Here is a 13,762-nt window from a genome sequence, read left to right as displayed (position 1 = left end):
CCGGTTGGCTGAATAGCTCGCCCACCGCGACATGTTGGTGGCGTCAGGCGGACCGGCCGTTGTCGTCGCCGTCTGGGGGGTGGCGGTGGTGGAGGATGGCGTGGGCCAGCGCGGGCAGGGGGCGGCCGGTGGCGAAGGCCAGGGCGCGCAGGCGTGCGTGGGCGTTGGGAAGGGAGGTGTCCAGGATGCCGGCCAGGACTCCGGTGGCCCGGTAGGTGGTGCCCCAGTGTGCGTCCAGGGTTTCGGCGGGCTCCCACGGCAGGGGTTCGTCGGCGGCAAGGTGGGGCAGGCAGAAGTCGGCGACCAGGCCCGCTGTCGCATCCACGGCCGCGGCGGTGTGGGCCAGGGCCATGGCGTCCAGGCGCAGCGGGTCGAAGCGCAGGCACTGTGCGGTGCCGAAGGTGTGGGTGCCGAGGGTGAGGGGGAAGGCGTAGACGGCGGCGATGTCGGCGGCTACTTCGTGCAGGCGGGGTGCGAAGAAGGGGTAGGGCATCGGTTGCGTATGCAGGTCGGGGTAGAGCACGGGCCGGCCGGTGGTGGCGGCGTCGGTGCCGGGGCCTTCGCCGGTTTCGAACTGCACCTCCTCCAGGCGCAGTACGGCCGTTCCGCAGGTGCCCAGCATCTGCTGGGAGGTAGGGCCGGTGGACAGGCACAGGGACACCTCGTCCACCGGCAGGCCGCGGCAAAGGGCCGCACACAGCCGCTCAGGAAAGTGTGCTCGGTCCCGCTTGCGGGCGGCCGCGTGCACCAGATGCACCACCTCGAACCCGGTCGTCCGGCGTCCCCTGCTCCCGCTGCGATGGCACATTCGTGCCGAGTCCCCGTAGCGTACGGCTGCCAACGTGTCCTTTCAGCCAAACCGGAATACGGCAGTCAGCATGGATGCTGGCCGTGTGCGACGCTGCCGGTGCGCGCTCGGGCACGCAGAAGCAGAAGAGACCACCGACATGGTGGCGACCGCTGAGATGAGACGTGTGCGCGGGGCCGACGGCCGGGGCCCTGTGCCGGGGCCGGGCCTGGTCGCATGGGACCACCTGATCCGCACTGTCAGCTCCCAGGACACGTACAGCCTGCACCTACCCGTACGCAGGTCGGACTGTGCCCGCAGGCGGAATCCCCATGGGCCCGCCGAAGGCGCCGTTGCCGCTATCCGCGGGGCCGCCAGAATGGCAGCAGGCACCCGGGACGACAGAGTTGTCCAGCGGCAGTTGTGGCATCCCGGCAGCTTCACCGCACCGTGGGCTGGTCGCGGCAGCTCAGGGCGGCACGCAGATGGCCGGAAGCAGCGTCCCCCGCCGGCCCGGCGTGCCCAGCCGCTCGGCAGGCGGCTCCTCTGGGACCAGCGGTCCCTGCCGACAGACAGTGGTCACCAGGCGTACGGGCGGTTTTTCCCCCCCCCCGACGTCCGCACACTCGCCCGGCACATGTGACGGCTCAACCGTCAACAAGGGCCTGCCGGCAGTTCGCCGAGACCGGCCTCACCTCGTGCCTGGCACAGGACGTCTCTGCTCTGCGTGGAAGGCCACTCGCCCTACAGACACGTAGAGCCGGATGGCCTGTCCTGCCTGGAGGGCACATTGAACTCGCCGTAGCTGAACGAAGTCCGACGGCAAAACGAGCCTTCTTCGGCTGCCGCCCCGCACCGAAAGAGCTGTCGGGTCGGCGCCCGACCAAGTTGATCAATAGTGCATCATGGGCGGCCGCGGAGACTTTTGGCGCATATTCCGGCTCATGCGGGCAGCCTGCCCCGCCCCGGCGTCATGAGCCAGAGCGAAGTCGACCACACGCCGACGTTGAACACCTCCGCCCCGGGGGCCGGGCGGAGGTGGGGCCCGAGAGCGGCCAGCAGCTCGGATGGATGTCGCTCACGCTACGGCAGTCAAGGAGACGCCGATGCGGCGGACAGGTTTCGGTCGTTGTCACCGTGCCCGTGGATCACGCAGACGTGCTGCGCCACCCACGGCCAGGCCCGGTACCCTGGATTTATGGGCCCCACTTCGGCAGATGAATCGGCCCGTAATGCACCAGGCCCACTTCCTTGTAGTTGGCGTGCAGAAGGAACGTGGCGTTATGAGCGTCAGTGCTTCCGACCGGCCCAATCCGGTTGAATTCTCCAGTACCGACCCGGAAGCCTGCCGGGCCTTCCTCGATGCCGCATACGGCGCCCGGCTTCAGGTCCACACCCTGGCCCCAGGCGAATGCATCACTCACTTCCGTTACGGGATGGGGGCGTTCACCCTTGACCGGATGACGCTGGCGGCCGACATCACCTACCGCAGCGAGCCCCAGCAGCCGTTGCTCGTCTCGGATCTCCAAGGAGAGGGGTGTCGTTTGGAGCACTCCCGGGCCCGGTCCAGCGAACGTTTCGGACCGGGCGACGTGCTGTTGATCTCCCAGCCCGACGACCCCTGCATCGGACGGGTATCGCACGCCCACTTGCGCACGGTCGGTCTGCCACCGGGATCGCTGGCTGCGGCCGCGGCAACAGCGGGCCTGCCCAAAGGTCCGGTGCGCTTCACCGACTCCAGGCCGGTCAGCCCGGCCCTTGCCGGATACTGGAAGCGCGCGGTCGGCTTCGCCACTGCGGAGATCACAACCCACATGGAGGTCGCCGCCCAGCCCCTGGTCCTCTCCGGCCTCACCCGCCTCCTGGCCACAGCCGCACTCAGTGCCTTCCCCAACACTCTGACCCAGCACAATGACCCCGCCGCTCCCAAGCTGCGCGACGCGACGCCGACGACGGTGCGCCGCGCGGTGGCCTTCATCGACTCGCACCCCGACGCCGACATCGGGCTGGCCGAGATGGCTGAGGCTGCACATGTCAGCCCGCGGGCCCTCCAGCACGCTTTCCGCCGCCATATGGACACCACGCCCACCGGCTACCTGCGGCGCGTCCGCCTCGCCCACGCTCATCAAGACCTCGTTGACGCCACTCCGGGCAGTGGCGTCACGGTCACGGCGGTAGCCGGCCGGTGGGGTTTCGCCCACCAGGGCCGTTTCGCCGCCCTCTACCGCGCCGCCTACGGCCGAACTCCCCAGCAGACGCTGCGCGCGACATGAGGCTCCTGCTCATCTGGTAGTGAACGGCGAAGGACGACCGTGCCTGGGGGCCGGCCTTCGCCGCCTTGAGCGCACCAGCGGGGTCGGGGCCAGTGCAGGCAGTGAACAGGTCCACGTGGCTGACTGTTCACGATCTATCGTCCTCAGCCGTGCTGCCGACGGACAGCACACGAAACGACACCCGGCGGGCAGGCCGATCCGCAAAACGACACTGCTACTTGCTCGTACCCCTGTGCGGCGACAGGCCGAAAGCGACCTCCAAGCGGACAAGGCAAGGACCGAACGGCTTACACCGGCGGTGGAGGGGTTGAGCCGATGCGATACACCGCGGAACACCGGGGAACAGTTACGGGCTGCGCATGTCGTCGCCACCGGCTCCCGGCCGCCGTCCGGCCCGCCGCCTCGCGCGCCTCCTGGCCCAGCCGGCAGTGTCTGCCCGCCCAGAGGAGCGGACCCGGCTGTACCGTCCTGACGGTCTGCTCGGGGGGCGGGTCTGCAGCTGGGCAGTAATAATGAGCAATACGACTTTGCACACCTGAAGGTTCAAAAAGGGGTAATAGGCGTTTCTCCTTGCGCTGTGGTGCCGTTGCGGGAAGCGTGAGCGTTCTTCCACAGGCCCATGTGCTGCCCGTGCGCCGGCTCGGCCGCTGGGTACTCAAACCTGCTCCGGCCCATGCGGCGGTAGGGCCGGCATCCTCGGTCTACGTCCTGCAGTGCGGCACTGAGCGCGTCGCGCTCGCGTACTGCGCCGACCTGCTGGTGCGCCTGCTGTTCGACCTCGATCGCATTCGTCAGCCCCCACCGCTGCAGCCGTCAGAGCCGCACCATGACACCGCTTCCTTCCAGACCCGGGCTTCTCCCTGAGGCGCCAGCCCCTCGCGCTGCCTCCTGTCCTGTGAGTGAAAGATCGTTGTGTACGAACCTCCCTTACTGCACCTGCTGGAGCCCGTCACAGACCCGGTCAGCCAGCAGCACCCGGACGCCGGCCTGAGCGGCACCGCGCCAGGCTTCCATGTAACGACGACGGTCTCCGGCTTCGCAGCGCATTCCTCCGCCGACCGCCGGCCAGGCTCAGGCGAAGAGGCGCATGCGGCACGAACAGCGGATCGCTGTTTCGCGGCCAGAAAGAACCGGGAGCCCTCAGCGACCTGGATGACGCCGCCCGCCACCCGGTGGTTTCCGATGACCTGGATGCCGAACTGGCTGTACTGCTGCACACCGCCGAGCAGTCTCCCGCCCCGGCATCGCCCGAGGCGGGACCGGCGCGGCACCGCCGACAAGTTGACCACTGCGGTCGTCGTAACCGTCAGCGTGTTCAGCGCGGCGGCCTGCTACCGACCGCTGCGCCAGGCCGCATCTGGCGCCGACCCGCCCGGCGTCGCGTCGCTGTGGCCTCTGCTGATCTACGCACCATATTGCGGCGACCCAGTCAGTCGATGCTGCGTGGCCCCGCGTCCACCGCCGGCGTACCGCTCTCGCCTGGTGCGTGCTCGTCTGCTGTGCGGCCGTAACCACCACTCTTTGTGTGCTGTGTGCTCCCGCCACACCGACCGGTATCGTCGTCACCGCCCTGCACCGATCACGGTCGTGCTCTGCTTCCAGCAGTTCGTACGTCAGCTGGACCAGGCCGCCCCCGGCAGCTTTCATGCCTGCCCGGCACGCCGCAGGGGCCCGTGGCCACCACCGGCCGTCAGGCCGGTAAGCCGCAAGGAGACGAGATACCGGCCATCAGCCTCCGCCAGCGGTCAGCCACGGCCGGGGTGGCCCCGGCCATGCTCATCCCGTAGTGGGGACCGGGGCCTGGCCCGCATGCTCCATGGTGCGGGCTGCCGAGAGCCTAGCGCCCGTCCGGCGATCCACGCCGGGCGACCCACCGGCACTGAACGGCAATAGCGGCCTGCCCGCCACGGAGCCGGTGGAGCAGGTTGAGCCCGTCGTTAAATGCCTCGACAGCGATCGCGGTGATCGGAGACGCTTCGTGCGATGACCAGAATCGACGACACACCACCCGTGTGGGACGAGCGCACCCAGCTCACCACCTTCCTCGACTACACACGGGAGACCGCCCGCACCAAGTGCGAGGGCATCTCTGCGGAGAACGCGCGCAAGGCGCTCCTGCCGGGCTCACCGCTGATGACCGTGAGCGGAGTGATCAACCATCTGCGCTGGGTCGAGTACTACTGGTTCCAGGTGGTCTTCCTCGGCGAGGAAGACCGGGCCCCCATGACGGATGAGGATCCCGACCGCGAGATGCGTATCGCCGTCGGCTTCCCGCTTACGCAGTTGCTCGACGAATACGCCGAACAGAGCGCCCGTTACCGCGAACTGGTCGCCGGGAACGATCTGGGCAAGCAGGCCGAGGGAACCATCCGCAACGGTCTTCACGTCGACCTGCGCTGGATCCTGCTCCACCTCATCGAGGAGACCGCCCGCCACAACGGCCACCTGGACATCCTGCGCGAGATGCTCGACGGTACGACCGGCGGTTAGGACGGTCCGTGAAGGCGTTCAAGCGGCGCCTGAGCCGGTGACACGGGCTTTCCGTCGCGTTGCGAACCCTCACATGCGGACCGCTGCGACTGTTGCAGCAGCGTCGTGGCATGTGAGACCCAGGAGCCATTGGGCGGCGCTGACCAGCTCGGTGAGGTGGGCCCGAGTGGGCGGCTGGCGCTCGCGCAGCGGACGGCGGATGACGTGGTCGAGGTCGTCCAGGCGCGCGGTCAGCCGGTCCCATTCCACGTCGCCGCGCCACAGCGTGTTCGCACGGGCTCGCACGGGCGCCGCCAGCACGGTGATGTGACCGCACAAGGCGGCCTCCACCGCCGTCCGGTCATCGGGCTCGGCGGCGGCATCACCGCACACCTGCCCTGCGCGGGCCAGGGCACCCTGCAGGGCCCCGCCTTCCCACGGAGTTCCGGCCAGAACGCCGGCGGCCGACAGGGCAGAGCGCGACCGGGGAGTGATCTTCACAGTCTGCACGGCTCCACCGTGCCGTTCACGAACGGCGCCCGCCGGCCTGAAAAGGGTGGTTCACCGTGAAGTTGGTATCAGTGGGCGGGTGTTCGCCTGGCCCGGGACCGGAGCACACTATGCGCCTGCCGTGTCCCCTACTGCTCTGCATCGGTCCTGGGGCGATCATTTTGCGGAACTGAACAGACATTGTCGTACGCGCAGGAGACAAGGACGCGCTAAGGCGGCGCTGACGGGGTAGTGGTGGTGAAATATGCGCACTCGCCGGGCTTGGACCGCGCGAGGCGTGCGGGCCTTGTTCAAGCCGGCCCGGATGCCGGTCTGTCGGGCGAAATGAGGCAGCAATGACGTCAGCGGCACCCGCACGCCACGGTGTGCGCCGTCCGGAACTGTTCCGGGACCTGGTGGAGTGCTCGCAGGATGCCATCTTGATCAAGACGGTCGACGGGCAGATCACCTTCTGGAACACCGCCGCCGAGCGCCTGTTCGGCTGCCACCCCGGCGAGGCCCTGGGCCAGCACATCGGACTGATCATCCCGCCGCACCTGCGGAAGGAGGAGGCCGAACTCCTCCGGCGCATCAGCAGCGGCGAGTTGGTCGAGCACTACGAAACCCAGCGCCTGACCCGAAGCGGACGCCTGGTGGACATCGATGTGTCACTGTGGCCGCTGCGCGGTGCGGACGGCACCGTCCACACCGCCTGTTCGGTCATGCGCGACATCACCGCCCGCAAACGCGCTGATGCCCGCACTGACGAACTGGCGGTCCTCGTCGAATCCTCCCAGGACGCCACCCTTATCAAGACGGTCGACGGCCGGATCACCTTCTGGAACGCGGCCTCTGAGCGCCTGTTCGGCCACCCCGCAGCCCGGGCCCTCGGCCAGCACGTCGGGCTGATCATCCCGCCAGAGCTGCGGGAGGAGGAAGCCAGCCTTCTGATGCGCATCGCCGGTGGGGAGCGGATCGAGCACTACGAAACCCACCGCCTGACCCGCGACGGGCGGCTGCTGGACATCGACGTGACGCTGTGGCCGATCCGCGACCGCAGCGGGAACGTCACCGGTGCCTGCGACCATGCGCGACATCACCTGCCGCAAAAGCACGGAGAAGGAGATCGCCGAGCTACGGCACCTGTCCCTGGCACTGCGCCTGATGGGCGAGGCCGAACGCATCCCCGGCACCGACGCGGCCGCCCGCTACCTGCCCTCCACCCAAGGGCGCGGGGTGGGCGGGGACTGGTACGACCTGATCGACCTCGGGGCCGGGCGCACCGGGATCATCATCGGCGATGTGATGGGCCGCGGTCTGGAAGCCGCCGTGGTCATGGGGCAGCTGCGTTCGGCGGCCCGGGCCCTGGCGTTGCACGGGGCTCAGCCGCGGGAGCTGATGGCGACGCTGGACACCTTCACCCGTGGTCTGCCCGAGCAGTTCGTCACCTGCCTGTACGCGGAGGCCGACCCGGGCCAGGGTGAGGTGACCGTGTGCTCGGCCGGACACCTGCCCGCGTTGCAGGTCACACCGGGCGGAGCGGTGGAGCCCCTGGAGGTGCCGACAGGCGTGCCGCTGGGAGTGGGCGGGGTATCGCACCAGCAGGTACGGCTGCCGCTGCGGGCCGGCACCACCTTGGCCCTGTACACCGACGGCCTGGTCGAGACCTCGCACAGCGACATCGACACCCGCATCACCGCCCTGACGGCGACGCTACGGGAAGCCTGCTCGCAGACCGGCGGTCTGGAGACGGCTGCCGACCACGTCGTGCAGGCCATGCTGCCCGACGCCACCGCGACCGACACCGCTGACGATGTGACCCTGCTCCTGATCGGCTTCCCCGCACCCGCGCTGGACGCCACGAGAGCCGGATACTGACGCTGGCCAACACCGACTGCTCCGGGTCTTCGAGTTGCTGGCCCATGCGCGCCGCCACGCCCAGGGCAATGAGGAAGGGCGTGGGTAGGGCACATGCCGAACTGAAGGCGGCAAAGCATCACTTCAGCATGGCTCGAAATCACGGTGCGGGAGCTCTGCACCGGCCATACCGAACAGCCTGGACCGAACGCGCTGACCGGGAACGAGTTCCAGGCCAGCGCGCCGAGTACTGGGACCTCGTGTCAGCTCAGATGCCGAGCGAAGAACCGCAGCGAGCTGTCCACTTCGAACGACGGCACATCCCCGTGCCTGCCGGGGTTGGCGTGCAGCGTCTTCTCAGCCGAGGCCAGGGCGTCGAACAACGCCAGACTGAGCTCCCGCGGAACCATCTGATCGTCCCACTGGACCAGGAACTGCACCGGCACGGTGATCCGCCCGGCGTCCTCGGCCAGCCCACACAGGCCGAGCAGGCCCAGCACTGCCGCGCGGATCCGGGGTTCTGCGGCGATGAGCGGGATACCGAGCCCGCAGCCCATCGACATGCCGCAGTAGCCCACGGGGCCGACGCCGACCTGGTCGAGGCGCTGGACCGCGGTCAGGACCGCTCGCCAGTCCGCGACGGCCTGAGGGGCCAGATAGCTGTGCAAGCCGGCGACCAGCGCGCCCGGATTCTCACCGGCAGCCATGCCGGCCCGCATCTCGGCCGCGATCCGGCCGAACTCCTCGTCCCTGGCCCTGTCTCCGTGGTTGGGCGCGTCAATCGCGACGACCGCGAAACCCTCGGCGGCGTAGCGGCGCGCGCGGGACACGGTGCCAGGGGCCATCTTGTGCTGCCCGCCGCCATGTCCCAGCAGAATCAGGGGACGAGTACCGCAGGCGTCTTCCGGCGTCCACAGCACGCCAGGAATCTCGTTGAGGGTGAAGAACTGCTCGGTGACGCCGTCCGACGACGTCTGGGAGGTGAAGCGCATCAGCGTTTCAAGCCTTTCGGGATGCCTTGTGCAGGCGCTCCCTAGGCCATGCAAAGGAGGGAGCCCCGACTGGTCACAGCGTTAATCGGACTCACCTCCTCGAATGTGCAGTGGTGCACGGCGGCGCCGAAGGTATCACGGAGATCATCACCCGCACCTCGGCAGGGCGAACGTTGCCTGATGCGGCTCTAGGTCCGTGCTGGCCGGGGAGAGCCAGCGCGGTCTCGGGCCTTGGGGGCAGTCCGCGTCAGCCGTCAGATGAGCGGGCGGCGTGACTGAGCTGTGGTGCGTGATGCAGGCGGTCGTGGCGCTCGTAGAGGGCGCGCAGGAGCCGGGCAAGGTTTTGCACGCCGGTGACCGTGGGCCGTGGTGGTGGTGCCAGGCGTCGTTCGGCTTCGCCGAGCACGATCTCGGTCAGGGCCCGTATCGCACTGGCCTTCGGCAGTGCCATGCAGCAGCGTCGCACGTCGTCGGCGACGCTGCGGGCGTGGCCGGCCAGTTGCAGCGCGATCTGTTCGTAGTCGCGGGGCTGGAGCACTTCGTACGGTCCGGACCAGGCCAGAACTGCCTGGGCCAACGTCAGGTAGGGCTCGCGGTCGCAGGGCGGCACCGCGTGGGGGGCGTCGCGCCCGGCCGGTGCCGAAAGTGTGGTCATCGCGATCTCCGCCAGGGTTCATTTCGGGGGCTGGGCCGCGTGGTTGGGGAGCGCTAGCATCCTCGTCGGCCGCCCGTCGCTGCAAGTACATCTGCAATTGCATCGGCAAGAACGGCCGCGCGGGGCCCATATCCCGCCATGCGCTTGCGGCCCCGGCACAGTCGGCATCCGGTCCTGGATGAGGAGGGAACATGGAGGAGTCATATTCCAACGGCGTATCTGCCGAAGCGGTCGAGGGGGCGGTGTGGCGCAAGAGTTCCCGCAGCAATCCCTACGGGAACTGCGTTGAGCTGGCTGTTCTGGCTGATGGCCGGGTGGCGATGCGCAACTCCCGCCACCCGGCGGGTCCGGCCCTGGTCTACACCCGCGCCGAGATCGCGGCTTTCGTCCAAGGAGCCAAGGACGGGGACTTCGACGAACTCACCACGGCCGGCTGACGCATATGTCGGCCGGATACTCACCACTCCCACCGGGCCTGCCGGGTCGACGAGGAACGTTCGTCCGACCTGAGGGACGTGAGGGTGTTCGGGAGGCGGCAGGCATCACCCCGAATGCGGCCGGAGACGTCATTCGCGGCTCGCACGTCAAGATGTGCCACCTCGAACTGGGCCGTGAGACGCTCCCCGGCCTGGAAGAGGCCGCCTCGGCCATCCGCCCTACAAGGGGCAGTTCGTGCCCGGGCGGCAGCAGATGGCCGGCTACGCCCGGGCGGTGGGCCGGCTCGGCACCTCGCAGGTGACCGGAGAGGAGATCGCACGCCGGGTCGACCTGCGCCTGCGGCGGCAGAGTCTGCTGAGCGCACCCGGTGCGCCCCGGTTGTGGGCGGTGCTGGGTGAGGCATGTCTGCGCCGCCCGCTCGGCAGCCGTCGAGAGGAGGCTTCCACGGAGCCGGACTTCGCCGACCGGGCTGGAGCCCGGTCGGCCCCCGGTGAGCCGCCTGACAGACACCGGCATGGTCGCGCGTCTGCGGGGACGCTGGAGGGGCTTGAGCGCCTGGCGGCCAGCGGGCCGCCAGGGGTCAGGCCGTGCCGGTATGCCGGCCGTCGGCGGGCGTGGTGCGCTCTTGTTCGTCCCGCACGAGCAGGGAGAGCAGGGCGGCCACGGTCAGGCCGAGGTCTGCTTCGGCCGGGTGCCGCAACGTTTTGCCGGGTTCGATCCGGTAGGCGTTGGAGCGCCCTTCGCGGGTGCGGGAGAGGTACCCGTCGCCTTCCAGGTCGACGATGATCTTCTGCACGGCGCGTTCGGTCAGCCGGCAGTGCGCGGCGATGTCGCGGATGCGGGCGTGATCGTTGTCGGCGATGACCGCCAGCACCCGGGCGTGATTGGTCAAAAACGTCCATCCGGCGTGGGGCTCGGGCACCTCATACATGCCCCGACTATAGCGACCTGCGTTTCACGCACCACAAAGCACGTACCATTCTTCACGTATTGATTGACGTGCGTGTCCGGGGTGGACGACTCTGGACACCAAGGCAGGTGCATGCACGACGGAGAGGACGGCCATGCCCGAGCCCGCGCCCAGCGCTCCCCGCTTCACCGGGCAGGACCCCGGGCCCTCCTCCAGCGGCGCGCCTCCGCCGGGACCGACGACGTCCGGGCCGCACCTGCTGGCGATCGAGGTCACCGCCGATGGTGACCGGGCCAGCCTGGTGATAAAGGGTGAACTCGACTGGGAGGCCGGCCGGCACATCGAACCGGGCCTGCACGCAGCCCTCGCCCACTGCGGCCACGGCCTCGACCTGCATTTGGGCGCCGTGCACTTTTGCGACTGCGCCGGGCTGGGCCTGCTGCTGGACCTGCGCAGGCGCGCCCTCGCCCAGGACAAGAGCCTGGTCATCGCCACCCGCAGCCGCGCCGTCGACCGGATCCTGGACCTGACCGGCACCCGGGACCTGTTCCAGGCCCCGTCCGCGAACGGCCAGCCCTCCCTGTCCCCCCCCATCCCCGGCGAACGCACCAGCCTCCAGGACGGCACCGGTCAGGACTTGCGCACGGAAGTGGCCCAGCTGCGCCGGGCCATGCAGACCCGGCCGGTCATCGACCTGGCCCGCGGCATCCTGATGGCCACCTTCAGCCTGTCCGCCGAAGCAGCCTGGACCGCCCTGGTCACCACCTCGCAGAAGACCAACACCAAACTGCACCGCCTCGCCCAACAGCTGCTCGACAGCCACCACGGCACCGCCCTTGCCGACACCACACGCAAGCACCTGACTGACGCGGTCACCGCAGTGAAGGCGGACACCCCCAAACCGCCGGACCCGCCTGCCCACACCGGCACCATCCCCGGACAACGCACCACCCCACCAGCCCCGTAGCCGCCAACGGCGCCTCGCCCTCGCCGGCTGCGCACCGCCTCCCGGCCCCGGCCCACGAAGAGTGCACCGATGGCACGCAGTACGGAGACGGTCGGCCAGGCTGAGGGAAGACCGCCTCGGGCCCGCTGCGTCGAGCGCACCGGCAAGAAGGTGCCGGCTTATCGCCGCCGCCGTTTGCCCGACGGCAGCGACCGCTCACCGCGGCCTGCCGGCCGACTGCGGTGAACATTCCCTGACCCTCTTGCACACCGGTCAAGGTCATGGCCGGGTAGCCCTGCCCCGGGGCCATAAACCCCCTCTAGAGACGCCAGTTGCCGCACGGCACCCGTTGCGTCCCGTGCGTACGAAGACTCAAGCAGGCGATCCGGGATGCTGCTGAGTCTTAAGGGTTTGCCAGAGGCACGGTGACGCGCTGAACCGTGGAGCCGAAACGCTCCGGAACCGAGGCGTCCATCCCTACGCGCGGAAGGGTTTCGTTGCTCTTGTCCCGACCTGCTCAGTACCACCTGCTGTGGCTGCCGGACGGATCGTCGGAGACGGTCAGCTGCCTGGCGTCGGTCATCCGGTGCCGCGCCACCACCCCGACCGTGATCGTCGACGTGTCGGCGGTGGAGCGGCTGACCATCGATGCCCTGGCCGTCCTGGTCCGCAAAGCCATGCGCCTGCGCTCGGCCGGCGGCGAACCGCTGCTCGCCGGCCCCGGACCGGCCCTACGCAAGGTCATCGAACGCACCGGCACCGGACCGCTGCTGCCCGCCTTCTACGACAGCGCGGCTGCGCTCTGTGCCCTGGGCGACGACGCCCGTGCCTGGGCGCGCGTCGAGTCGTCCGAGGGGCAAAGCGCCCTCTTCTGCGAGCCGGCACAGGAACCGTACTGACGCCACCGTCCGTGACCATCGGGTGAAGGAACTGCAACGGTACGTGACCGGCTGCGGAGGCGGTTCGTTGCTCCGTCCAGAAGACCACCCAGGCCGCGAAGGGACAGCCGGTGATGCAGGACGCACCGTCAGAGACGAAGGCGAGACGCGTCCCGTGGACCTGTCCGGCGCCGGGCGGCTGCTGTGCCCGAGCAGGAAGGCCCGCCTGGCGGCGCCCGGGCCGGGAGCCGCCAGGCGGGGCTGGTCACGCAGTGCCGAAGGGAGACGCCTCAGGCGCGCAAGCTCCGGCTGCGGCGTACGAGCACCGCGCCACCGAGCAGCAGCGCACCACTGGTGGCGGCCGCCGCACCCAGGTGATCGCTGCCGGTGTGTGCCAGTGCCTGGTCCTGCACGGCTTGCCCGACCTCCCGGCCCTTCCCGCCGGCCGGGGACGTGTCCGGCGGGATACGGGAGTCCACCTCACCGGCGACATCGGTCGGCGGCCGGTGCCCCGGCCCCGGAGAACCGGGGCCTTCATGCCCCGGCGGCTTGTGACCAGGAGGCCGGTTCCCAGGCGGCTGGTGGCCGGGAGGCTGGTGATGCCCGGGAGGCTTGTGGCCCGGAGGCTGGTGGCCGGGAGGCTGGTGATTTCCGGGCGGCTTGTGGCCGGGAGGCTTATGACCGGGAGGCTGGTGATTTCCGGGCGGCTTGTGTCCCGGAGGCTTATGGCCAGGCGGCTTGTGGCCGGGAGGCTTATGGCCAGGCGGCTTATGACCGGGGGGCTTGTGGCCCGGAGGCTTGTGACCGGGTGGGTGGTGGTGGCCGCCGGGATTGGCGCAGTGGTTGCCGAAGACGGGATTGAGCAGGCCGACGACGTTGACGGTGTTGCCGCACAGGTTCACCGGCAGATGGACGGGGGCCTGGAGCAGGTTGCCCGCGAGCACTCCGGGGGAGGCCGCGGTGCGCCCCGCGGCGCCGGAGTCGGCGTGCGCGCCTGCCGCCGTGCCGGCCAGTATCCCGGTCGCCGTCGCGGCGACCAGCACGCTGTGTTTCACGAGTTGGTGCACG

General features: G+C 69.5%; 13 protein-coding genes and 2 pseudogenes. 9 read left to right on the top strand and 6 right to left on the bottom strand.

Annotation, left to right across the window (positions count from 1 at the left end; all coding sequences use genetic code 11):
* Window positions 1-43: 43 nt before the first annotated feature.
* Window positions 44-670, bottom strand: coding sequence for an ANTAR domain-containing protein (locus tag JXZ78_RS16065; protein ID WP_030022834.1), 627 nt, complete (start codon window positions 668-670; stop codon window positions 44-46).
* A 1,400-nt stretch (window positions 671-2,070) separates the two neighbouring features.
* Here JXZ78_RS16065 and JXZ78_RS16060 point away from each other — a divergent pair.
* The 3 genes from JXZ78_RS16060 (at window position 2,071) to JXZ78_RS16050 (ending at window position 5,550) form a co-directional block, all read left to right on the top strand.
* Complete coding sequence (locus tag JXZ78_RS16060; protein WP_030022835.1) at window positions 2,071-3,060, top strand: helix-turn-helix transcriptional regulator; 990 nt, start codon at window positions 2,071-2,073, stop codon at window positions 3,058-3,060.
* Window positions 3,061-3,657: 597 nt separating this feature from the next.
* Entirely contained in the window at window positions 3,658-3,924 is a 267-nt protein-coding gene (locus JXZ78_RS16055) for a hypothetical protein (RefSeq protein WP_157851694.1), read from the top strand.
* A gap of 1,119 nt (window positions 3,925-5,043) precedes the next feature.
* Window positions 5,044-5,550 carry a DinB family protein gene (locus JXZ78_RS16050; protein WP_238783145.1) on the top strand — a complete coding sequence of 169 codons (507 nt, stop codon included), beginning with the start codon at window positions 5,044-5,046 and terminating at the stop codon, window positions 5,548-5,550.
* A 69-nt stretch (window positions 5,551-5,619) separates the two neighbouring features.
* Here the strand turns inward: JXZ78_RS16050 and JXZ78_RS16045 are convergent, their stop codons facing one another.
* The gene (locus tag JXZ78_RS16045) at window positions 5,620-6,030 is read right to left on the bottom strand and encodes a DUF6415 family natural product biosynthesis protein (RefSeq protein WP_157851695.1); all 411 of its coding nucleotides are present in this window, start codon (window positions 6,028-6,030) and stop codon (window positions 5,620-5,622) included.
* A 344-nt stretch (window positions 6,031-6,374) separates the two neighbouring features.
* Between JXZ78_RS16045 and JXZ78_RS16040 the strand changes: the two are divergent.
* Together JXZ78_RS16040 and JXZ78_RS16035 are read left to right on the top strand one after the other, a co-directional pair.
* A pseudogene (locus tag JXZ78_RS16040) lies at window positions 6,375-7,049 on the top strand (PAS domain-containing protein); the annotation flags it as partial.
* 55 nt (window positions 7,050-7,104) lie between these two features.
* A complete protein-coding gene (locus JXZ78_RS16035; protein ID WP_050502828.1) occupies window positions 7,105-7,896 on the top strand; it encodes a PP2C family protein-serine/threonine phosphatase in 792 nt (263 codons plus the stop codon).
* A gap of 242 nt (window positions 7,897-8,138) precedes the next feature.
* Here JXZ78_RS16035 and JXZ78_RS16030 read toward each other — a convergent pair whose 3' ends face one another.
* Together JXZ78_RS16030 and JXZ78_RS16025 are read right to left on the bottom strand one after the other, a co-directional pair.
* Window positions 8,139-8,867, bottom strand: coding sequence for a dienelactone hydrolase family protein (locus JXZ78_RS16030; RefSeq protein ID WP_238783144.1), 729 nt, complete (start codon window positions 8,865-8,867; stop codon window positions 8,139-8,141).
* 247 nt (window positions 8,868-9,114) lie between these two features.
* Window positions 9,115-9,522: a DUF6415 family natural product biosynthesis protein gene (locus JXZ78_RS16025; RefSeq protein WP_050503100.1), complete on the bottom strand. Its 408-nt coding sequence runs from the start codon at window positions 9,520-9,522 to the stop codon at window positions 9,115-9,117.
* A gap of 191 nt (window positions 9,523-9,713) precedes the next feature.
* On the opposite strand from JXZ78_RS16025, the gene JXZ78_RS16020 reads away from it, so the two are divergent.
* Both JXZ78_RS16020 and JXZ78_RS40775 read left to right on the top strand, forming a co-directional pair.
* Window positions 9,714-9,959: a DUF397 domain-containing protein gene (locus tag JXZ78_RS16020; RefSeq protein WP_030025099.1), complete on the top strand. Its 246-nt coding sequence runs from the start codon at window positions 9,714-9,716 to the stop codon at window positions 9,957-9,959.
* 253 nt (window positions 9,960-10,212) lie between these two features.
* Window positions 10,213-10,332 (top strand): annotated as a pseudogene (locus JXZ78_RS40775) (Scr1 family TA system antitoxin-like transcriptional regulator); the annotation flags it as partial.
* A gap of 208 nt (window positions 10,333-10,540) precedes the next feature.
* Here the strand turns inward: JXZ78_RS40775 and JXZ78_RS16010 are convergent.
* Complete coding sequence (locus JXZ78_RS16010; RefSeq protein WP_030025098.1) at window positions 10,541-10,891, bottom strand: helix-turn-helix transcriptional regulator; 351 nt, start codon at window positions 10,889-10,891, stop codon at window positions 10,541-10,543.
* 133 nt (window positions 10,892-11,024) lie between these two features.
* On the opposite strand from JXZ78_RS16010, the gene JXZ78_RS16005 reads away from it, so the two are divergent.
* Both JXZ78_RS16005 and JXZ78_RS16000 read left to right on the top strand, forming a co-directional pair.
* Window positions 11,025-11,837 (top strand): ANTAR domain-containing protein, encoded by an 813-nt coding sequence (locus tag JXZ78_RS16005; RefSeq protein WP_050503099.1) that lies wholly within the window; start codon window positions 11,025-11,027, stop codon window positions 11,835-11,837.
* A 482-nt stretch (window positions 11,838-12,319) separates the two neighbouring features.
* Complete coding sequence (locus JXZ78_RS16000) at window positions 12,320-12,715, top strand: STAS domain-containing protein (RefSeq protein ID WP_238783143.1); 396 nt, start codon at window positions 12,320-12,322, stop codon at window positions 12,713-12,715.
* 269 nt (window positions 12,716-12,984) lie between these two features.
* Here the strand turns inward: JXZ78_RS16000 and JXZ78_RS41310 are convergent, their stop codons facing one another.
* A complete protein-coding gene (locus tag JXZ78_RS41310) occupies window positions 12,985-13,638 on the bottom strand; it encodes a chaplin (protein WP_505016626.1) in 654 nt (217 codons plus the stop codon).
* Window positions 13,639-13,762 lie beyond the last annotated feature (124 nt).

The organism is Streptomyces monomycini, assembly GCF_022271435.1.
Taxonomy (GTDB): domain Bacteria; phylum Actinomycetota; class Actinomycetes; order Streptomycetales; family Streptomycetaceae; genus Streptomyces; species Streptomyces monomycini.
Note: the sequence above shows the minus strand (reverse complement) of the source record. Positions and strands in the feature narration are given on the sequence as shown.

Bases quoted from the DNA above. Each gene is read 5' to 3' on its own strand.
- JXZ78_RS16060 (WP_030022835.1), top strand. From the start codon at position 2,071: ATGAGCGTCAGTGCTTCCGACCGGCCCAATCCGGTTGAATTCTCCAGT.
- JXZ78_RS16030 (WP_238783144.1), bottom strand. From the start codon at position 8,867: ATGCGCTTCACCTCCCAGACGTCGTCGGACGGCGTCACCGAGCAGTTC.
- JXZ78_RS16025 (WP_050503100.1), bottom strand. From the start codon at position 9,522: ATGACCACACTTTCGGCACCGGCCGGGCGCGACGCCCCCCACGCGGTG.
- JXZ78_RS16020 (WP_030025099.1), top strand. From the start codon at position 9,714: ATGGAGGAGTCATATTCCAACGGCGTATCTGCCGAAGCGGTCGAGGGG.
- JXZ78_RS16005 (WP_050503099.1), top strand. From the start codon at position 11,025: ATGCCCGAGCCCGCGCCCAGCGCTCCCCGCTTCACCGGGCAGGACCCC.
- JXZ78_RS16035 (WP_050502828.1), top strand. From the start codon at position 7,105: ATGCGCGACATCACCTGCCGCAAAAGCACGGAGAAGGAGATCGCCGAG.
- JXZ78_RS16010 (WP_030025098.1), bottom strand. From the start codon at position 10,891: ATGTATGAGGTGCCCGAGCCCCACGCCGGATGGACGTTTTTGACCAAT.
- JXZ78_RS16050 (WP_238783145.1), top strand. From the start codon at position 5,044: ATGACCAGAATCGACGACACACCACCCGTGTGGGACGAGCGCACCCAG.